The 19,615-nt window shown below is 64.9% G+C and carries 18 protein-coding genes; 9 read left to right on the top strand and 9 right to left on the bottom strand.

Translation table 11 applies throughout. The features are described from left to right. Window positions 1-10: 10 nt before the first annotated feature. Window positions 11-1,105: a PLP-dependent cysteine synthase family protein gene (locus J7I92_RS11280; protein ID WP_214840491.1), complete on the top strand. Its 1,095-nt coding sequence runs from the start codon at window positions 11-13 to the stop codon at window positions 1,103-1,105. A 45-nt stretch (window positions 1,106-1,150) separates the two neighbouring features. Here the strand turns inward: J7I92_RS11280 and J7I92_RS11285 are convergent, their stop codons facing one another. Then, a complete protein-coding gene (locus J7I92_RS11285) occupies window positions 1,151-1,807 on the bottom strand; it encodes an MBL fold metallo-hydrolase (protein WP_214840492.1) in 657 nt (218 codons plus the stop codon). A gap of 96 nt (window positions 1,808-1,903) precedes the next feature. On the opposite strand from J7I92_RS11285, the gene J7I92_RS11290 reads away from it, so the two are divergent. Next, entirely contained in the window at window positions 1,904-2,368 is a 465-nt protein-coding gene (locus J7I92_RS11290; RefSeq protein ID WP_214840560.1) for a Fur family transcriptional regulator, read from the top strand. A 22-nt stretch (window positions 2,369-2,390) separates the two neighbouring features. Here J7I92_RS11290 and J7I92_RS11295 read toward each other — a convergent pair whose 3' ends face one another. The 6 genes from J7I92_RS11295 to J7I92_RS11320 form a co-directional block, all read right to left on the bottom strand. Beyond that, complete coding sequence (locus J7I92_RS11295) at window positions 2,391-3,287, bottom strand: metal ABC transporter permease (RefSeq protein ID WP_214840493.1); 897 nt, start codon at window positions 3,285-3,287, stop codon at window positions 2,391-2,393. After that, window positions 3,288-4,103 (bottom strand): metal ABC transporter ATP-binding protein, encoded by an 816-nt coding sequence (locus tag J7I92_RS11300; protein ID WP_214840494.1) that lies wholly within the window; start codon window positions 4,101-4,103, stop codon window positions 3,288-3,290. It lies immediately after the preceding gene. 137 nt (window positions 4,104-4,240) lie between these two features. Continuing rightward, window positions 4,241-5,221 carry a metal ABC transporter solute-binding protein, Zn/Mn family gene (locus tag J7I92_RS11305; RefSeq protein WP_214840495.1) on the bottom strand — a complete coding sequence of 327 codons (981 nt, stop codon included), beginning with the start codon at window positions 5,219-5,221 and terminating at the stop codon, window positions 4,241-4,243. A 119-nt stretch (window positions 5,222-5,340) separates the two neighbouring features. Continuing rightward, a complete protein-coding gene (locus J7I92_RS11310; protein ID WP_214840496.1) occupies window positions 5,341-6,411 on the bottom strand; it encodes a hemolysin family protein in 1,071 nt (356 codons plus the stop codon). Next, complete coding sequence (locus tag J7I92_RS11315; RefSeq protein WP_214840497.1) at window positions 6,408-7,745, bottom strand: hemolysin family protein; 1,338 nt, start codon at window positions 7,743-7,745, stop codon at window positions 6,408-6,410. Before J7I92_RS11315 ends, J7I92_RS11310 begins: the two co-directional genes overlap by 4 nt. A 409-nt stretch (window positions 7,746-8,154) precedes the next feature. After that, on the bottom strand, window positions 8,155-9,618 hold the full coding sequence (locus tag J7I92_RS11320) for a GuaB1 family IMP dehydrogenase-related protein (RefSeq protein WP_214840499.1): 1,464 nt from the start codon (window positions 9,616-9,618) through the stop codon (window positions 8,155-8,157). Between the two features lie 284 nt (window positions 9,619-9,902). Here J7I92_RS11320 and J7I92_RS11325 point away from each other — a divergent pair, with 284 nt between their 5' ends. From J7I92_RS11325 to J7I92_RS24565, 6 genes are all read left to right on the top strand, one after another. After that, window positions 9,903-13,706: a multifunctional oxoglutarate decarboxylase/oxoglutarate dehydrogenase thiamine pyrophosphate-binding subunit/dihydrolipoyllysine-residue succinyltransferase subunit gene (locus J7I92_RS11325; protein WP_214840500.1), complete on the top strand. Its 3,804-nt coding sequence runs from the start codon at window positions 9,903-9,905 to the stop codon at window positions 13,704-13,706. A gap of 163 nt (window positions 13,707-13,869) precedes the next feature. After that, window positions 13,870-14,469, top strand: a complete 600-nt coding sequence (locus J7I92_RS11330; protein ID WP_214840502.1) for a GDSL-type esterase/lipase family protein — start codon at window positions 13,870-13,872, stop codon at window positions 14,467-14,469. Between the two features lie 112 nt (window positions 14,470-14,581). Then, entirely contained in the window at window positions 14,582-15,856 is a 1,275-nt protein-coding gene (locus J7I92_RS11335; RefSeq protein WP_214840504.1) for a serine hydrolase, read from the top strand. An 80-nt stretch (window positions 15,857-15,936) separates the two neighbouring features. Further along, a complete protein-coding gene (locus J7I92_RS11340; RefSeq protein WP_214840506.1) occupies window positions 15,937-16,764 on the top strand; it encodes a DUF4097 family beta strand repeat-containing protein in 828 nt (275 codons plus the stop codon). After that, complete coding sequence (locus tag J7I92_RS11345; RefSeq protein ID WP_214840508.1) at window positions 16,765-17,388, top strand: PadR family transcriptional regulator; 624 nt, start codon at window positions 16,765-16,767, stop codon at window positions 17,386-17,388. Window positions 17,389-17,471: 83 nt separating this feature from the next. Next, window positions 17,472-17,546, top strand: coding sequence for a 50S ribosomal protein bL37 (locus J7I92_RS24565; RefSeq protein WP_369299106.1), 75 nt, complete (start codon window positions 17,472-17,474; stop codon window positions 17,544-17,546). A 124-nt stretch (window positions 17,547-17,670) separates the two neighbouring features. Here J7I92_RS24565 and rsrA read toward each other — a convergent pair whose 3' ends face one another. Further along, complete coding sequence (gene rsrA, locus J7I92_RS11350) at window positions 17,671-17,931, bottom strand: mycothiol system anti-sigma-R factor (protein ID WP_028270137.1); 261 nt, start codon at window positions 17,929-17,931, stop codon at window positions 17,671-17,673. Continuing rightward, window positions 17,928-18,818, bottom strand: coding sequence for a sigma-70 family RNA polymerase sigma factor (locus J7I92_RS11355; RefSeq protein WP_396020373.1), 891 nt, complete (start codon window positions 18,816-18,818; stop codon window positions 17,928-17,930). The genes rsrA and J7I92_RS11355 overlap by 4 nt, the downstream gene beginning before the upstream one ends. Before the next feature lie 243 nt (window positions 18,819-19,061). On the opposite strand from J7I92_RS11355, the gene J7I92_RS11360 reads away from it, so the two are divergent. Next, complete coding sequence (locus tag J7I92_RS11360; RefSeq protein ID WP_214840510.1) at window positions 19,062-19,610, top strand: DoxX family protein; 549 nt, start codon at window positions 19,062-19,064, stop codon at window positions 19,608-19,610. Window positions 19,611-19,615 lie beyond the last annotated feature (5 nt).

Consider the following 19,615-nt stretch of genomic DNA (forward strand, 5'->3'; position numbering starts at 1 on the left):
GGCTGAGTCGGTGAGCAGAGCAGGTAACCGTGTGAGCCGCCAGGAGCGCGCCTGGGCGGATGAAGCCGTCCGCAGGATCAACGCCGAAAACAACAGGTCGGCGGACACCCACTTGTACTCGGTCCCGCTGCCGGAGCACTGGGGCGTGCAGCTGTACCTAAAGGACGAATCCACACACCGCTCCGGAAGCCTGAAGCACCGGCTGGCGCGGTCGCTGTTCCTGTTCGGCCTGGTCAACGGCTGGATCCGCGAAGACACCACCATCGTGGAAGCCTCCAGCGGCAGCACGGCCGTCTCCGAGGCCTACTTCGCCCAGCTTCTGAACTTGCCGTTCATTGCCGTGATGACCCGCACCACCAGCCCTGAGAAGATCGCCCTGATCGAGCAGTTCGGCGGGTCCTGCCTCCTGGTGGAGCACGCCTCGGAGGTCTACGCCGCCGCAGAGGAAGTGGCCCGGACTGCCGGCGGACATTACATGGATCAGTTCACCTACGCCGAGCGGGCCACGGACTGGCGCGGGAACAACAACATCGCCGAATCCATCTTCCAGCAACTGTCGCTCGAAGAGCACCCGGTCCCCCGGTGGATAGTGGTGGGCGCCGGCACGGGCGGCACCAGCGCCACCATCGGCCGCTATCTCCGCTACCACCGGCACGATACCGATCTTGCCGTCGTGGACCCCGAAAACTCCGCCTTCTACCCCGGCTGGCGGGACGGCATCGCCGGTTTCAGCACCGGGATGCCGTCCCGGATTGAAGGCATCGGCCGGCCGCGGATGGAGCCCAGCTTTGTGCCCGCCGTGATCGACCACATGATCCAGGTGCCGGACGCGGCCTCGGTCGCCGCCATGCGGCACCTGCGGGACCTGGCCGGCCTGCATGCGGGACCGTCCACCGGAACCAACCTCTGGGGCGTGTGGCAGCTGATCGCCGGCATGATCGCGGAGGGCCGGCGGGGCAGCGTGGTCTCGCTGATGTGCGACGCCGGGGACCGTTACGCTGGCAGCTACTACAACACCGACTGGCTGCAGACGAGGGGCCTGGATCCGAGGCCGCACGAGGCCGCCATCCGGGATTTCTTCGAATCGGGAACCTGGCCCGCCTAGGCCTCCCCGGGTCCAGGCCCTCGCACTGTCCAGGCCTCGCGGAGTCTAGACCTCCACAGAGTCGCCGCTGGAAAGGTGCCTGTATTCGGTGCCGTATTTCGCGCCCAGCCGCTTCACGTGCTTTTCAATGAGTCCGAGCCCGGTGTCGTTGAGCAGGGCGTCATGGATGGGAAACGCTTTGGGGGCACGGACCCCGATGACAAAGTCCACCACCTCGGCCACCTTGTTCCAGGGCGCATGCACCGGCACCAGGAGGGTCCGGACGCTGAGGCCGTCCGGAATCACGAACGAGTCCCCCGGGTGGTAGACGTTGGAATCGATCAGGTACCCGATGTTGGCCACTACCGGAATCTGGGGATGGATCAGTGCGTGCTGCCCGCCGAATGTGCGGACCTCGAAGCCGGCGGCGGTGAACGTTGAGCCGGGTTCCACGTCCTGGATCCGGGAGTCTGCAAAAGGTGCCTCGGAGCGCAGCTTCGCGGCCACTCCCGCGGGGGCAAAGACCTGGAGTGACGCATTGCCTTCCAGGGCTGACACCACGGCGGGAACATCCACGTGGTCGTCGTGTTCATGGGTGATCAGGACGGCCCCGGCCGCGTCGAGGGCCTGGCCGGTTTCTGAGAACGTGCCGGGATCCAGCACCAGCACCTGGCCGTCCTTCTCAAGCCGGATACAGGCGTGGGTGTATTTAGTCAGCTTCATGGAGCCAGCCTAGGGTGGGCCGCACGGCAGTGTCCATGAAGCCCCGGCTGGTAATCTTGGACATTGCCAACACCCCTTAGGGAAGCGAGTCATTCCATGGCCCACGGCGCCAAAGCCGACGACACCAAGCTATCCGCCCCGCCTTCCTCCGGCGGCAAGGAGCAGCGTGTCACCAAGCAGCGACTCGCTGTGAGCGCCGCCCTGGACGAGCTGCACGACTTCGTCAGCACCCAGGAGCTCTACCGGATCCTGCAGAACCAGGGCACGTCGGTGTCACTCGCTACTGCCTATCGGATCCTGCAGTCGCTCGCCGACGACGGGCTGGTGGATGTGCTGCGGAACGGCGAAGGCGAGGCCGTCTACCGGAGGTGCGCCGTAACTGGCCACCATCATCACCTGCTGTGCCGCAACTGCGGCAAGGCGGTGGAAGTGGAAGCACCCGCCGTCGAGACCTGGGCCGCGCGGACTGCCGCGGAGCACGGCTACACCGAAGTGGCCCATACCGTTGAGATCTACGGCCTGTGCCCGGACTGCACCGCGCGGAAGGCTGCGGCGACCTAGGCGCCAGCCCGCGACCGGGGCGCTACGCCACCTCGGCTGTTGCGGCCTCCGGCGGAAGGACACGTCCGTTGAGCCCGCGCCCGGCCCGAACGCCGCCGATGATGCGGCACACCACGTAGATCAGGAACGACAGCGTGGTCACGTAGGGGCTGATGGGGATCCGGCCACCCAGGGCAAGCATGATGCCGCCGACTGTTGCCGTGACCGCGAACGCCACGCTGAGGATCACCACCAGGCGCGGTGAGGATGTGACCCGAAGTGCCGCTGCGGCCGGAGTGATCAGCAGCGCGAGCACCAGGAGCGCTCCCACCACCTGGATGGACAGTGCCACGCTGATTCCCAGCAGCACCATAAAGCCAATGCCCAGTGTCCGCACGGGCACACCCCGCGCGGCCGCGACCTCCGGGTCCACGCTGGCAAAAGTGAGAGGGCGCCAGATGGCAACCAGAGCTATCATCACCACCATTGCCGCTGTGGCCAGCACCTGCAGCTGCACCGTATCCACGGACACGATCTGCCCGGTCAGGAGCCCGAATTTGTTGGAAGCCCTTCCCTCGTAAAGCGAGAGAAAGAGGATGCCCAGGCCAAGGCCGAACGGCATGATCACACCGATGATGGAATTCTTGTCGCGGGCCCGTACTCCCATCAATCCCAGGAGCAGCGCCGCGAGCACGGAACCGATGAGCGACCCGAAAACGATGTCGCCCCCGATGAGCAGCGCAAAAGCCGCGCCGGCGAAGGAAAGCTCCGAAATGCCGTGCACGGCGAACGCAAGGTCCCGCTTCATCACGAACGTGCCCATGAGCCCGCCCAGCAGGCCGAGCAGCGCTCCTGCCCAGACAGAGTTCTGCACCAGCGCCAGGAGTTCGCCGTAGTTGTCGAAATTGAAAATGGAACGCAGGATGCTGTCGAAGTCCATCTAGCCCAGCTCCCCTGCAATTGAATGCGCGTCCTCGTGGTGGTGGCTGGCCGCTTCGGGCAGCCCCACCACGATCATCCGGCCGTTGGCGTGGATCACTTCGACCCGGCTGCCGTACAGCCCGGAGAGCACCTCGGTGGTCATCACCTCGGTGGGCCTGCCCACCCTGAAGCGCCCGCCGGCAAGGTAGAGGACCCGGTCCACGTAGTCGATGATCGGATTGATCTCGTGCGTGACAAAGACCACCGCACTGTCCTGGTTGCGGCACTGTTCGTTGATCAAGGCGCTGACGGCCTGCTGATGCTGAAGGTCCAACGACAGCAGCGGTTCGTCACAGAGCAGGACCTTCGGATCGGTGGCCAACGACTGGGCAACCCTCAGCCGCTGCTGTTCACCGCCGGAGAGCTGGCCGACCGGGACCTTGGCGTAGTCGGCGGCGCCTACGAGGTCCAGCAGTTCATCGATCCTGCGGTTGGCCTTGGCGGCACCGAGACGCAGGCCCCAGCGGTGACCGTCCACGCCGAGTCCTACAAGGTCGCGGGCACGCAGGGGTGTGTCCGGCGCGAAGGATTTCTGCTGGGGAATGTAGCCGATCAGGCTGCTGCCCCGCTCCACCGGACGGCCGCCCAGCGTTGCGGTTCCCGAGTGGAGTTCCTGCATTCCCAGCAGGACCTTCAGGAAGGTGGTCTTTCCGCTGCCGTTGGGGCCGAGCACGGCAAAGAACTCGCCGGGGTTGATATCGAGGTCCAGGTCCTCCCACAGTGTCCGCCTGCCGAACTTCAGGGTGGCTCCGCGGAGGCTCACTACCGGTTTCAACGTTCTTTATCCTCGATTCATGCGGGCGAAGCGCCTTCACCATCTTAGGACGGCCCTGTCCTGTGATGGTTCAACCCCGCATGGCCCGTTCGCCGGCACGCCACTCGCCCGCCGCTACTTTCGGGCTATTTGCCGGGCTATTTGCTCAGGGCCTGCTTGATGTTCTCCACGTTGCTGCCCATCCACTCAAGGTAGCTCTTGCCCTCGGGAAGGGTTTCGCTGAAGTCCACCACCGGAACGCCGGCTGCCTCGGCTGCCTTCTTCAGGGCCTGTGTCTGCGGGCCTTCGGTCTGCGTGTTGTACGCCAGGAGTTTGATGTCCTTGGACCCGGCCAGCTCAGTGGCTTCCTTGAGGACTGCCGGCGGCACGTCGGATTCTTCCTCGATGGCTGCCGTGTAGTCCGCGGGAGTCTTGTTCACCAGGCCGGCGGCCTCAAGCAGGTAAAGCGGCACGGGTTCGGTAACGGCAACAGGCGCCTGTGCCGCTGTGGCCTTGAGGGCGGCGGCCTGGTCACTCAGCCCGGCAATCTCCTCTTTGAACGAGTCGGCGTTGGCCTGGAAGGTGGATGCGGAAGCTGGCTCCAGCGCAGCGAGCCTGGCCTCGATGGCGTCGGCCAGCTTGCTCATGGCATCGAAGTTGTACCAGACGTGTTCGTTGAATTCCCCGTGCTCGTCGGCGTGCCCGTGTTCGTCGGTCCCTTCCGTTGTAGCAGCGGGCGTAGAGGTGGCTTCCGGTTCTTCTGCGGGGGCCAGCCCGGAAACTTCGACGGCGTCGATGATGCTGTCATGATCCAGGTTGCTGTCTTCGGCCAGCTTGTGGACGAAGTCGTCGTAGCCGCCGCCGTTTTCGACGACGAGACGCGCCTTGGAGATTGCCAGTTTGTCCTGGGTGGTGGCCTCGTAGGAATGCGGGTCCTGGCTGGCCTTGCTGATGAGTGCTTTGACGTTCACCTTGTCGCCGCCGATCTCACGCACGATGTCGCCATAGACGTTCGTGGAGGTGACCACCTCGATGGTGCCGGAGCCCGCCTGCTGGCTGGCCGCCGTCGTGCTGCACCCTGACAGCACCAGGCTCAGGCCCGCAAGGGCGGTGGCGGAAAGGACTGCTGAACGGCGCACGGAAGAACCTCGGATCTGTTTTGCGGATGTGCTAGATGAGAATCAGGAGCATTAGCAACAAGACGAGTGTAGCCCTAAATGGGAATGATTCCTATTTAGGGCTACAGCGCCATGCCTGCCTACTCCCCGTCCGGCTGGCCGAGCCTGCGGATGCCCTTTGCCTGGGTGGCATCCCGGATTTCGCCGACGAGCTGCTCGATGACGTCTTCCAGAAACAGCACGCCCTTGGTGTTGCCGTCCGGCCCGATGACCCGCGCCAAGTGCGACCCCGTGCGCTGCATTACGGACATCGCCTTTTCGATCTCGTCATCCATGGACAAGTTCACCAGGGACCTGATCCGACTTTCCGCGATTGGATGCTCGTATCCCGCTTCCGCGATAGACAGCACATCCTTGATGTGGAGGTAGCCCGAGAGCATGCCGTCGTCGTCCATCATCGGGAACCGGGAGAAGCCGGTCCGGCTGACGGCCTTTTCGAACTCAACGGGCGTGGTGGGCGACTTCATCGTTACCAGCTTGTCGAGCGGCACCATGATGCGGGAGGCCGTGTGCTCGGAGAATTCCAAGGCACCGGTGATCAGGCCGGCGTCGTCATCCACCAGCCCGTGCCGGGTGGACTCCTGCACGATCGACTGGACCTCCTCCAGCGTGAACGAGGAATTGACCTCGTCCTTGGGTTCAATCCGGAGGAGACGCAGGATGTGGTTGGCGGACCAGTTGAGCGCCACGATCACCGGCTTCACCAGCCTGGCGATGAACATCAGCGGCGGCGCCAGCAGCAGCGCCGCTTTGTCCGCAACGGACACCGAGATGTTCTTGGGCACCATCTCACCGAACGTCACATGCAGGAAGGTGACGACCATAAGCGCCACGGCGAACGCCACGACGTCCGCGAGTTCCGTCGGCAGCCCCACCGCTTCCAGCGGCACCGCCATCAGATGGTGGATGGCCGGCTCGGCCACCTGCAGGATCAGCAGGGAGCACACCGTGATGCCCAGCTGGGAACACGCCAGCATGAGCGAGACATTTTCCATGGCGCGCAGTGTTGTATGCGCCCGCATGGAACCGGACTCCGCCAGCGGCTCGATCTGGCTCCGGCGTGCCGACATCACAGCGAATTCGGCCGCCACGAAGAACGCATTGCCCAACAGGAGGAGGACAAGCCAGAGGATTCCCACCCAGTCGCTCATGCCGTACCTCCCTGGCCGGCAACGTGCTCCGGGCCCCGGATCGGGGAAGGCTTGAAGCAGATCCGGTCGATCCGGCGTCCGTCCATCCTGGTGACGCTGAGCGTTCCGCCGCCAACGTCCACCATGTCCCCTACCGTTGCGATCCGGCCCAGCTGGCTCATGACGTAGCCGCCCACCGTTTCGTAAGCCGCCTCATCAGGCACCGTCAGCCCCGGAACCTGTTCCGACAACTCGTCCGGGCGCAGCAGGCCCGGGAAGTACCAGTCCCCCGAGGCGCTCTGGAGCAGCCCCGGCCGCACCTTGTCGTGTTCATCGGCAACTTCCCCGACAATTTCCTCCACAAGGTCCTCCAGCGTGGCGATCCCCGCAGTGCCGCCGTATTCGTCCAGCACAACGGCCAGCTGCAGGTTTCCTTCGCGCAGTTCAGCCAGCAAGGCATCCAGGTGGATGGTTTCGGGAACCCGCAGGACGTCGGTCATGATGGCGCCCGCTTCAAGGTTCGCGCGCCGCTCCGAGGGGACGGCGATTGCCTTTTTGACGTGCACCACACCGCGGATGTCGTCGGCGGACTCACCGATGACCGGAAAACGTGAATATCCCGTCCGCCGGGCCGCGTTAATAATGTCCGATACCGGCTGCGCAGCACCGACGGTCTCCACCCGGATCCTGGGAGTCATCACATCGGCGGCCGTCCGGCCGGAAAACTTGAGCGTCCGGGCAATGAAGTTGGCCGTTCCCGCGTCAAGCGTCCCCATGGCGGCCGAGCGCCGCACCAGGGAAGCGAGTTCGGCCGGGGTCCTCGCCCCTGATATCTCTTCCTTGGCTTCCAGCCCGAAAACATTCAGCACCTTGTTGGAAAAGCCGTTCAGCACAATGATGGCCGGCTTGAAGATGGCGGTGAACATCAGCTGGGGACGGGCCACGGCCTTGCCGATCGGCAAGGACAGGGCAATGGCCATGTTCTTGGGGACCAGCTCGCCAATCAGCATCGACAGCAGGGTGGCAATGGTCATGGCGATCACCAATGAAACTGAGGCGGCCGCAGCTTCCGGGACACCGGCCGCAGCCAGCGGGCCCTCCGTCAGCTTGCCGATGGAGGGCTCCATGACATAGCCGGTCAGCAGCGTTGTCATGGTGATGCCTAGCTGGCAGCTTGACAGCTGGGTGGACAGCGATTTGAGGCACTTGAGCAGCGGCACGGCTGCGGCGTCGCCGCTGTCCACGGCCCGCTGGACCGTGGCCTGGTCAAGGGCGACGAGGGAAAACTCGACGGCGACGAAGAAGCCCGTGCCAAGGATGAGCAGGATGCCTGCTCCGAGCAGTAACCATTCCATCAGCGGCGTGCCTCCGGCCGTCCGGGGAATGTAAGCCGCCTGCTGGCGTCACTGGCCTGGAAAAGTGCCAAGGGTGCGACGGGCGCAGCAGGCAAAGACAAGAAGGTGTTGACGGGAGATCGTCCCGGCGGAGGATGGTCGGCCGGTGCCGACCCTGATTCCTGGAAGGCTGCGGCGTGCTGGACTGCTGCAGAGTGATGGGCGCGTGAACGGGGTTTGCCGGCTCTGTGGGTGGACTGCGGGGAGCTGGTGTTCATGCTCCGCTGACAGCCCCCAGGCCGGCACCTAGATTTACTGTCCATAAGACTTTCAGTCTACAGGAGCAGCCGCGGCCTCCCGGAGCGCTCGAGCGCCGGCCGAAGGCCCTGTCCGCGGGTCCGTTCGCAGGCGGATCCGGCGCACCGGCCGGTCACCAGCTCTGGGGGACGGGCCGGCCTTCCTCATAGCCGGCCGCCGACTGGATTCCGGCCACGGCACGGTCGCGGAAACCGGTCAGGTCGGCGGCACCCGCGTAGCTCATGGAACTGCGGAGCCCGGCCGTGATCATGTCCACCAGGTCCTCGACGCCCGGCCGGGCAGGGTCCAGGTACATGCGGGACGTGGAGATGCCTTCTTCGAAAAGCGCCTTGCGGTCCTTTTCGAAGGCACCCTCGCGCTGGTTCCGGTTCTGCACGGCCCTGGCCGACGCCATGCCGAAGCTCTCCTTATAAGGCCGGCCGTTGGCGTCAGCCTGCAGGTCGCCGGGACTTTCGTGGGTTCCCGCGAACCAGGAGCCGATCATCACCTGGCTTGCTCCGGCCGCGAGGGCCAGCGCCACGTCCCGGGGATACCGCACGCCGCCGTCTGCCCAGATCCGCCCTCCGGCCCCGCGCGCCGCAGCCGCACACTCCAGCACGGCGGACAGTTGCGGCCGGCCCACGGCAGTCATCATGCGTGTGGTGCACATGGCGCCCGGACCGACGCCGACCTTAACGATGTTCGCGCCGGCAGCGATCAGTTCCCGGGTGGCATCCGCCGTCACCACGTTGCCGGCCACGAGCGGAACCGCGGGATCCAGGCTGCGGACAGCCGCGAGGGCGTCGAACATCTTTTGCTGGTGCCCGTGGGCGGTATCAATCACGAGGACGTCCACGCCCGCGGCCAGCAGTTCGCCCGCCCGGTCAGCGACATCACCGTTAATTCCGACGGCGGCAGCCACCTTGAGCTTCCCGGCTCCGTCCAGCAGTGGCCGGTAGATCGTGGAACGAAGCGCACCCTTCCGGGTGAGCACCCCGGCGAGGGAACCGCCACGCTGTACCGGGGCAAAGTCCGTCCCTGCGGAGTCCATGGCATCGAAAGCCTGCCGCAGGGAGGAGTCGCGGGCCTCCGCTCCGGCATCGGTGTCGAATGCCGCGGCGTCCAGCACCAGCGTCTGCCGCATCACCGACGCGAGCGAGGCAAAGCGGTCCTGCCCTTCGCAGTCCGCAGCCCTGACCGCTCCGGCGATCTTGCCGTCGTCGTCCATCACCACCACCGCACCGTGAGGCCGCTTTCCCATCAGGTGGAGGGCGTCGATGACCGTATCGGAGGTCAGCAGGCTCACCGGAGTTTCAAAAACGGTGTGGCGGGACTTGATCCAGCCCGTTACGTCCCGGAGTACCTCAAGGGGTACATCCTGCGGCAAAACGGCGAGCCCGCCGCGGCGCGCCATGGTTTCGGCCATGCGCTTTCCCGTGACCGCCGTCATGTTGGCCACCACGAGGGGAATGGAGGAACCGGTGCCGTCGTCGGCCGCAAGGTCCACATCCAGCCGCGACGTGACGTCCGAACGCGACGGCACCAGGAAGGCGTCCGAGTACGTCAGGTCAGTGGACGGTTCACTCAAAAAACGCACGGCTGCTCCTCGTCGAAAACGGTGCCCTCACTGCGAGTCTAGGCGAGATCACGGCCCAGCAGGGACGGCGCCGGGGGCGGCGCCGAAGACCGCTTCAAAGGCTTATTCCCGCAATAGTTTCGCAGCTACATGATTTGGGTCACCCTTATTGGCAGTTAACCAAGAATCGTCACTAGACTGGCAAAGGTCTGGGTTCACAGGACGCAGAAACTGGTTCGATTGTTGTGCTGACGCACCGAAGGCGACCAGAGGGAAATCAAACTCATGGAAGAGGCGTATTTCAAGTGCCAGAGCAGCCTAGCCACCGTCTACCAGAGGAATTTGGCGGAAACGAGTGGCTCGTTGACGAACTGTACGAGCGTTACCAGCAGGACAAGAACACGGTAGATGCCAAGTGGTGGCCCCTGTTTGAATCCTTCGACGCCGGTGACAGCTCGTCTTCCAACGGGAACTCGGGCGCAGCGGCGCCCGCCGACCCCGCAACCCGCGAACTTCCAGTTGTAGCTCCCGCTGCGGCCGCACCGGCACCGTCGCCGGCAGCGCCCGCCAAGCCTGCTGCTCCTGCCCAGCCGGCAACCCAGGCCGCGGCACCGGTCAAGAAAGCACCCGCCACAGTTGCCCGCGACGGCGCGAAGAAGCCCGAAGCAGCCGGCACCCCTCCCATTCCCGCCCAGCTCCCCAAGAACGTCAAGGCCCCCACGGCTCCGGAAGAGGACGTCGTCTCCGTCCTCCGCGGACCGGCCAAGGCCATTGCTTCAAACATGGTCACCAGCCTGGAAGTTCCCACCGCCACCAGCGTCCGGGCCATCCCTGCCAAACTGCTGATCGACAACCGCGTGGTCATCAACTCCAACCTTGCCCGCGCCCGCGGCGGCAAGGTCTCCTTCACGCACCTCATCGGCTACGCCGTCATCCGCGCCCTTTCCCAGTTCCCCTCCATGAACGTCTACTACGACGAAGTGGACGGCAAGCCCGTTGCGGTCCAGCCCGCACACGTGAACTTCGGCATCGCCATTGACATGCCCAAGCCGGACGGCACCCGTCTGCTCATGGTGCCGAACATCAAAAAGGCGGAGACCCTCAACTTCTCCGAGTTCTGGCACACCTACGAGGACCTGATCAAGCGCGCCCGCAACGGCAAGCTGACCGCCGATGACCATCAGGGCACCACCGTGTCCCTGACCAACCCAGGCGGCATCGGCACCGTGCACTCCGTGCCGCGCCTCTCCAAGGGACAGGCAGCCATCATCGGCGTCGGCGCACTGGACTACCCGGCCGAGTTCCAGGGTGCCAGCGAAAAGATCATCGCCCACAACGCCATCAGCAAGGTGCTGACGCTGACGTCCACCTACGACCACCGCGTCATCCAGGGAGCCGGCAGCGGCGAGTTCCTGAAGCTCGTCCACTCGCTCCTGCTGGGTGCGCAGAACTTCTACGACGAGATCTTCGAATCGCTCCGCATCCCCTACGAGCCCGTGCGGTGGAGTGCGGACCTGCAGGTGGACCCGTCCGACCAGATCAACAAGGTCGCCCGGATCCAGCAGCTGATCCACTCCTACCGCGTGCGCGGCCACCTGATGGCCGACACCGACCCGCTCGAATACGTCCAGCGCAAGCACCCCGACCTGGACGTCCTCACCTACGGCCTGACCCTCTGGGATCTTGACCGCGAGTGGCCCACCGGCGGTTTCGGCGGCAAGCCCCAGCTCGCTTTCCGCGACATCCTGGGTGTCCTCCGGGACGCGTACTGCCGCACCACCGGCATCGAGTACATGCACATCCAGGACCCGGTGGAGCGCAAGTGGTTCCAGGACCAGCTGGAGCACCCGTACTCCAAGCCGAGCCGCGAAGAGCAGCTGCGCATCGTATCCAAGCTGAACGCCGCGGAAGCCTTCGAAACCTTCCTGCAGACCAAGTTCGTGGGTCAGAAGCGCTTCTCCCTGGAGGGCGGCGAGTCCCTGATCCCGCTGCTTGACGCCATCATCTCCGATGCGGCCGACGACGACCTCGATGAAGTAGCCATCGGCATGGCCCACCGCGGCCGCCTGAACGTGCTCACCAACATCGCAGGCAAGACCTACGCCCAGGTGTTCCGCGAATTCGAAGGCACCCAGGACCCGCGCTCCGTGCAGGGCTCCGGCGACGTCAAGTACCACCTCGGCACCGAGGGAACCTTCACGTCGGACAACGGCAAGGAGACCAAGGTCTACCTGGCCGCCAACCCCTCGCATCTTGAAGCCGTGGACTCCGTTCTTGAGGGCATCGTCCGCGCCAAGCAGGACCGCCTGGACCAGGGCGAGGCCTTCCCCGTGCTGCCCATCATGGTGCACGGCGACGCCGCCTTCGCAGGCCAGGGTGTGGTGGCGGAAACGCTCAACCTCTCCCAGCTGCGCGGCTACCGCACCGGCGGTACCATCCACGTGGTGGTCAACAACCAGGTCGGCTTCACCACGGCGCCGTCCTCGTCCCGCTCCTCCACCTACTCCACGGACGTCGCCAAGATGATCCAGGCGCCGGTGTTCCACGTTAACGGCGACGACCCCGAAGCCGTGGTCCGGGTGGGCCAGCTCGCCTACGAGTTCCGCCAGCGTTTCCACAAGGACGTTGTCATCGACATGGTGTGCTACCGCCGCCGCGGCCACAACGAGGGCGACGACCCCTCGATGACGCAGCCGCTGATGTACAACCTGATCGAGGCAAAGCGGTCGGTCCGCAAGCTGTACACCGAATCGCTGATCGGCCGTGGCGACATCACCGAGGAAGAAGCCGAGCAGCTGCTCCGCGACTACCAGGAGCGCCTGGAGCGGGTCTTCGCCGAGACCCACGCTGCCCAGACCTCGCCGATCCCGATCATCACGGCCGATTCCGCCGCGGTCTCCGACCTCGAGCGGCCGCAGGCCCAGCAGTCGGACTCGGGCATCAGCGCTCCGGAGTCCACCGCGATTTCCGCCGAAACCCTGGCGCGGATCGGCAAGGCCCACATCGAGATCCCCGAAGGGTTCACGGTCCACGCGAAGCTCAAGCAGCTTCTGGAAAAGCGCGAGCAGATGTCCCGTGAAGGCGGCATCGACTGGGGCTTCGGCGAGATCGCGGCCTTCGGTTCGCTGATCATGGAGGGCGTTCCCGTCCGCCTGGCCGGCCAGGACTCGCGCCGCGGAACCTTCGTGCAGCGCCACGCCGTCTTCCATGACCGCGCCAACGGCAATGAATGGCTGCCCCTGGGCAAACTCTCGGATACCCAGGCGAAGCTCTGGATCTACGACTCCCTGCTGTCCGAATACGCAGCAATGGGCTTCGAATACGGCTACTCCGTGGAACGCCCGGATGCACTGGTGCTGTGGGAAGCGCAGTTCGGTGACTTCGTCAACGGCGCGCAGACCATCATCGACGAGTTCATCTCCTCCGCCGAGCAGAAGTGGGGCCAGCGCTCCTCGCTGGTGCTCATGCTGCCGCACGGCTACGAGGGACAGGGCCCGGACCACTCCTCGGCCCGTATCGAACGCTTCCTGCAGATGTGCGCCGAAGAGAACATGATCGTGGCGAACCCCACGACGTCGGCCTCGCACTTCCACCTGCTGCGCCGCCAGGCGTACAGCCGGCCGCGGAAGCCGCTGATCATCTTCACGCCGAAGCAACTGCTCCGCCTGAAGGCCGCAGCCTCTTCCGTGGAGGACTTCACCACCGGCACCTTCAAGCCGGTCATCGGCGAGCACGAGCAGGTGCAGGCAGATGCCGTCGAGCGTGTGCTGCTGGTCTCCGGCCGCCTGTACTACGATCTGCTGTCCACCCGGCAGAAGACCGGCGACAAGACCACGGCGATCGTCCGCGTGGAGCAGCTTTACCCGCTGCCCGCCGCTGAAATCGCTGCCGAGCTTGCCAAGTACCCCAACGCCGAAGTCGTGTGGGCACAGGACGAACCGGCCAACCAGGGCCCGTGGCCGTTCATGGGCCTGAACCTGCCGGAGGCACTCGACCGCCGGGTGAAGCTGGTTTCCCGTCCGGCTTCGGCTTCCACCGCCGCCGGTTCCATGAAGCGGCACGCAGCGGAGCAGGATACCCTCCTCAAGCAGGCGTTTGCACGGAAGTAGCTTGAACGCTGCCCGGCCGGAACTCGAAAATTCACGACTCCGGCCGGGCAGCGCTGCTTAATGGAAGAGGCAACCGGCAGCGGACACCAGCGGCCGGAGTTGGCCGGGAGCCCGTTTCCATGGAACGCTGAACTTTGTTGCATATTGAGGTAAAGAGGTAGTCGTGGAAGACAGGAAGCTGCGGATCGCGGCAGTTGGAGATGAACTGTTGGCCGGCCTGGGCGACCCCCGGGCGCTGGGCTGGCTGGGCCGCGTGCTGGCCCGCACTCCACAGGACGGTTTAACCGTTGAATGTTTTGCCCTCCCCTGCCCCCAGGAAGGCACCGAAGGCCTCGCCGCCCGCTGGCTCGGCGAAGCCGGGCGCCGCTTCGGCAACAACCACGAAAACCGGCTGGTGATCGGGCTCAGCGGACGGGACATTGAGTTCGGACTCTCCACGGCCCGCAGCCGCCTGAACCTTGCCAACATCCTTGACTCCGCGTCCCAGAACAAGATCGAGGTCTTCGTGGTGGGCCCGCCGCCGTCCCTCGATCCTGCCCAGAACCGCCGGCTGGGCGAACTGAACACGGCCTTCGCGGACGTGACGACGCGGCGAAAGCACCTGTACGTGGATACCTTCTCCCCGTTGCTCAACCACGAACAATGGCGCCAGGACCTGGCGGCAAACGGCGGCACCCCGGGCCAGGCCGGCTACGGGCTGATGGCCTGGCTGGTGCTGCACCGGGGCTGGTTCCAGTGGCTCCGTATCGCCGCCCCGGAGTAACACCGGAACCGTAGCCCTGGAAACGCCGCCCGGCACAGCAAAAACTGCTTGACACCCAGGCTCACTGCGTGACCCAATGGCCCCATACTGTCGTCGACAGAAGGTGTGGGGCATGACCGTTCCCCGATTCTTGAAGGGCTGCCCGGCAGCGTTGGCTGCGGCAGTGGCGCTTGTTGTGGCGGGTTGCAGTGCTGGCCAGGTGCCCGCCCCGTCCGGCGCGGCGCCTCAAAGCGCGGCATCTCAAAGCGCCACGTCTGAATCCGCCGGAGCCCCCTCCTCCTCCGCCGCCCTGCAGCCTTTCGATCAGGCTGCCCTGGAGCAGACGTTCAAGGATGCCGCCCAGGAACTCGGCGTTCCCGGTGCGGCCATGCTGCTTCGGACCCCCGGCGGAGACCTGACCTACACCTACGGCGTACGCAGCATTGGCGGAAGCGATCATGTGACGCTTGCAGACCATGTCCGGATCGGCTCCATCACCAAGACCTGGACCGCCACCGTCATTCTGCAGCTGGTACAGGAAGGCAGGATCAAGCTTGACGATCCGGTGTCGAAGTTCCGCCCCGATGTGCCGAACGGCGCCAATATCACCATCGAGCAGTTGCTCAACATGCGCAGCGGGCTCTACAACTACACCGAGGCCCTGGAAGTAAACCAGGTCCTCGACGCCGATCCTGGAAAAGCGTGGTCAACCGAGGAACTTCTCGCCGTTGCCTTCCGCAATCAGCCGTACTTCCCTCCCGGCGAGGGCTTCCACTATTCCAATACGAATACCGTGCTGCTCGGCCTGATCGCCGAAGCTTTTGACAGCAAGCCGTTAGCGGACTCCTTCCGCGACAGGCTGTTCACTCCGTTAGGGCTCCCCCAGTCTGTATTTCCCGGGCAAACCTCCAATGCCATTCCGTCCCCTCACCCCCAGGGGTACATGTACGGGAACAACGTGCTGACGCTGGACGACCCCGCCCTCCCGGAGGACATGCAGAAGGCTGCCGCGGACGGGACCCTCCAGCCCACGGACCAGACGGCCATGAACCCCTCGTGGGGTTGGGCCGCCGGTTCCGGAATCTCGACGGCGGAGGACCTGGCAACGTGGGTGGAGGCCCTCGGCAACGGCAAGGTGCTGGGGCCGGACCTGCAGAAGCTGCGCCTCGACAGCCCCCGGCCGGTCAAGGCCGACGACCCGGGCGGCGCCCTTTACGGGTTGGGGATCGCAAAATTCGGCAACCTGTTCGGGCACACCGGCGAACTGCCGGGGTTCAACAGCTTTGCCGGCTATGACCCCGAAAACAAGGTCACCCTGGTTGTCTGGACGAACCTGGCCCCTACGCCGGACGGCCGGGACCCCGCCACCGCCATCGCGCGGACCCTCATCGGAAAGGTGTATCGCTAGCAGCAGTCGACTATTGCTTTTGCTGGAGACGCGATATATCGTCATGAGCATATTCACGATATATCGCAATTGGAGGAATAGTGGACGAGACCAGCTGGACCGTCACCGGTCCCCAGACCATCGACGTCGACGGCGTCAGGTCACTCAAACTCGGAATCATCCGGGGACGCTTCGATGTGGTCACCCATGCCCAGGACGTCACCAGGATTGAGGTTTCCGAAATCCATGGCGACCCGCTAGCCGTCACTTTGGCCAATGGACGGCTGGAGGTGCGCCACCAGCTTCACGGCGCCCAGGGCTGGTTCAAGAACCTCATGGGAACGGTCAACAACAACAGCACCAACTCGATCGTGATCAGCATCGCGTTGCCGGCCGGAGTGGAAGTGGAAGCCGGAACCGTCAGCGGCGACGGCCTTGTCTCCGGGATCAGCGGGCACGCAAAGCTGAGCACCGTCTCCGGATCCGTCATGGCCGACAACACCGCCGGTGACCTGCACGTCAACACCGTCAGCGGCGAAGTCATCGCGCGGAACCACGACGGCGTCCTGACCGCCAAGAGCGTCTCCGGCGAAGTCACAGCGTCCGGCCGGTTCAGCAACATCCGCGCCAACACGGTCAGCGGCGACATGAATTTCGACCTGCACGGCTTCACCCACGATTTCGGCGCCAACTCCGTCTCGGGTGATGTCACCGTCCGGCTGCCCCAGGATGTCGGCGCGGACATCGTGGCAAAGTCCGCCAGCGGCGCCGTCGTGATCGATCACCAGAAGTACCTCCAGCCCGGCGGAAAGGTCCAGACCATTGCCGGACCGGACGCGCAGCTTATGCTTATCCGCACCAACTCGGTCTCGGGAAAGACGTCCATCATCCACAGCCAGTCTCCCGCGGACCCCGAAGCGGGGGCCTAGGTGCCTCCCGTCTTCGCGCATGGCGCGCTGCGCCTCTATCTCCTCTCCCTCCTGGAGTCAGGCCCCAAGCACGGCTATGAGCTCATCAAAGCCCTCAGCGAACGGTTCGGCGGCACCTACTCCCCCAGTGCCGGCACGATCTACCCACGGCTCGGCAAGCTGGAGGAAGAGGGGCTCGTGGCCACCGAGGCCGAGGGGCGCCGCACCAACTACCGCATCACTGCGGCCGGGCTGGTGGAGCTCAACCGTCGGCGTGACGAGCTGGCCGGGGTCGAGAATGATATTTCCGCCTCCGTTCGCCGCCTGGCCGACAACCTGCGGGAGGACATCAGGTCGAACATGCGGGGGCTCCGGGCCGACCTCGCGGCCACTGCAGAAGCGGCACGGTCGGCTGCGCGCTCCGCAGCGTTTCCGGATCGCGGCAGCCGGCACACGTCCGATAGCGACCGCACGCTGAAAGAGGCCGAGCTGCTGCTGCAGGCCTTCAGGGACAGCCTCCGGGTGGAGCTTCGGGTCCAGGCAAGCACCCAGCCCATCAGCGGGGTCACGCTGGAAACGATCAGGGCCGTCCTGGACCAGGCCCGGATTTCCATCCGCAACTCGCTGAAGGCCGACAGTCACTGAGCGCGACTCGGTTCGCGGGCCGTCGCGTGATGTGGGAGACTTGAGGGCAGCTCTTTTGAGTACCAAGATTAAGGAGGCCAGCTATGAGCAAGCGTGCACGTAAACGTCGTGACCGTAAGCGTGGCGGCGCGAACCACGGGAAGCGCCCCAACACCTAAGCTACGGTTTGGAACATCAGCTTTAAAGCGAAGGGCCCCGGAAACCATACGGTTTCCGGGGCCCTTCGCTGTTCCGGGACAGGCCGCCGTCGGGCCTTGCTCCCCTTCCGGATTACCCGGAAGGTTAGGCTTCCACGGGACGGATCGAGTGGATCCGGTCCAGGATGGCGTTCTTCAGGTTCTCGGGGGCAGCTTCCGTACAGGAACGCTTGACCACTTTCCGGATGACGCACTCGAGATCGTACTCTTCAAGGCACTCAGGGCAGCCGTCCAGGTGATCCTTGATCTCCGCGATGTCGCTGTGTGTCAGCGCACCGTCCAGGTATTCGTAAATACGTTGCATCCGGGCGTCGTCGCAATCGCCCAATCCCTGGCAGTCGCTCATTTCCTGTTCTCCTGTTTTGTGCTTTCGGCCGCTGCGCCGGAATCGGCTGCGGCTTTGAAACCCCGCTCTGCGGCGTAGTCCGCGAGCATGTCGCGCAGCATTTTGCGGCCGCGGTGGAGGCGGGACATCACAGTGCCGATGGGGGTGTTCATGATGTCCGAGATTTCCTTGTAGGCGAACCCCTCCACGTCAGCGAAGTACACCGCAAGCCGGAATTCTTCCGGGATGGCCTGCAGCGCACGTTTCACGTCGGAATCCGGGAGATGGTCCAGCGCTTCCGCTTCGGCGGAGCGCAGCCCGGTCGAGGTGTGTGATTCCGCGCGCGCCAGCTGCCAGTCTTCGATCGTGTCCGAGTTCGACTGCAGCGGTTCGCGCTGCCTCTTGCGGTAGAGGTTGATGTAAGTGTTGGTGAGGATCCGGTAAAGCCAGGCCTTGAGGTTCGTCCCGGGCTTGTACTGGTGGAACGCGGAGAACGCCTTGGTATACGCCTCCTGCACCAGGTCCTCGGCGTCGGCAGGATTCCGCGCCATCCTCATGGCGGCGGAATAGAGCTGGTCGACGTATTGCATGGCGTCGCGTTCGAACCGCTCCCGGCGCTGCTCTGTTGTCTCGGACACAAGGTCGACCTCAGCAGCCGTGTCCGGCTCAGCTGTGCGGGCCTCGGCAGCGACGGGCTCCGCGGCGTCGGCCGCGGGCTCACTGATGGTCTTGGCGTCGTTTCCGGCAGCCTCATATATGGCCGCTACGGCCGGATCAATGGTGCTCATTGCCTTCAAGTCTACTGTGACGCGCCGTGCCGCCCCCGGCCGGCCTTCGCCTGGCTGGCCGCCGCCCCCGGAGAACTCCGGTGGCGCATGGAGTTCCACGCTGTCCCTAACCAATGTCAAAGCTCTCCATCTCCGCTCTGTCCTTGCTGTCGGCAGTCCGCACTGCGGCGCCTGTACTGCCGTTGTGGCCTTCAGTCCGCCGGGTCCACGAGTGCCCCGGGCCGCGGCCAAGCACGGCCCCGGACTCATGGGGACCTGCATTTGACAACGACCGGCGGCGGGCAAATATTCCGCAAAAGTGCAAGACTAGAACCGGTTCCCCCCGCAGAAGATCCGCGGCTCGTCCATTCCAGGAGGAAATTCATGTCCGTTGTCCGTTTTCTCGCCCGCCCCATGCTGGCCTCCAGTTTCGTAATCGCTGGCCTGGACAAGCTCAAGAACGCGGATGACACTGCGACGCAGCTGTCCCCCCTGCTGCGCCGTGCTGCGGACTCCCTCCCGTTCGCCACGGACGAAAAGGTACTGGCACGCATCATCGGCGGCACCCAGGTGGGCGCCGGCGTGCTCTTCGCATTGGGTAAGTCGGCCCGGCTGGCCGCCTCGGTGCTGGCGGTTATTTCGGCGCTGAATGCCTTTGTCGAGTGGCGCAGCGCGGACATCACCACGAAGGAAGGCCGGGACGCCCGCCGCACCCAGCTCTTGAAGAATGTCACGCTCACCGGCGGCGTTCTGCTCGCATCCGTAGACACTGCAGGCAAGCCGAGCCTTGCCTGGCGTGCCGAGCACCTGGCCGCTGATGCCCGCAAGGGTGCCAGCCACCTGGCTGCCGACGCCAGGAAGACCACCGGCAAGCAGCTGAAGAAGGCCGACAAAGCTGTCCGCAAGGCCGTGGACCACGCAGTGAAGGCATAAGTACG

This window comes from Arthrobacter sp. ISL-72 (genome assembly GCF_018613755.1).
Taxonomy (GTDB): domain Bacteria; phylum Actinomycetota; class Actinomycetes; order Actinomycetales; family Micrococcaceae; genus Arthrobacter.

What these genes read in the sequence shown, in the direction of transcription:
- J7I92_RS11285 (WP_214840492.1), bottom strand. Translation starts at nt 1,807, where the DNA reads ATGAAGCTGACTAAATACACCCACGCCTGTATCCGGCTTGAGAAGGAC.
- J7I92_RS11290 (WP_214840560.1), top strand. Translation starts at nt 1,904, where the DNA reads ATGGCCCACGGCGCCAAAGCCGACGACACCAAGCTATCCGCCCCGCCT.
- J7I92_RS11295 (WP_214840493.1), bottom strand. Translation starts at nt 3,287, where the DNA reads ATGGACTTCGACAGCATCCTGCGTTCCATTTTCAATTTCGACAACTAC.
- J7I92_RS11310 (WP_214840496.1), bottom strand. Translation starts at nt 6,411, where the DNA reads ATGAGCGACTGGGTGGGAATCCTCTGGCTTGTCCTCCTCCTGTTGGGC.
- J7I92_RS11315 (WP_214840497.1), bottom strand. Translation starts at nt 7,745, where the DNA reads ATGGAATGGTTACTGCTCGGAGCAGGCATCCTGCTCATCCTTGGCACG.
- J7I92_RS11335 (WP_214840504.1), top strand. Translation starts at nt 14,582, where the DNA reads ATGACCGTTCCCCGATTCTTGAAGGGCTGCCCGGCAGCGTTGGCTGCG.
- rsrA (WP_028270137.1), bottom strand. Translation starts at nt 17,931, where the DNA reads ATGAGCGACTGCCAGGGATTGGGCGATTGCGACGACGCCCGGATGCAA.
- J7I92_RS11360 (WP_214840510.1), top strand. Translation starts at nt 19,062, where the DNA reads ATGTCCGTTGTCCGTTTTCTCGCCCGCCCCATGCTGGCCTCCAGTTTC.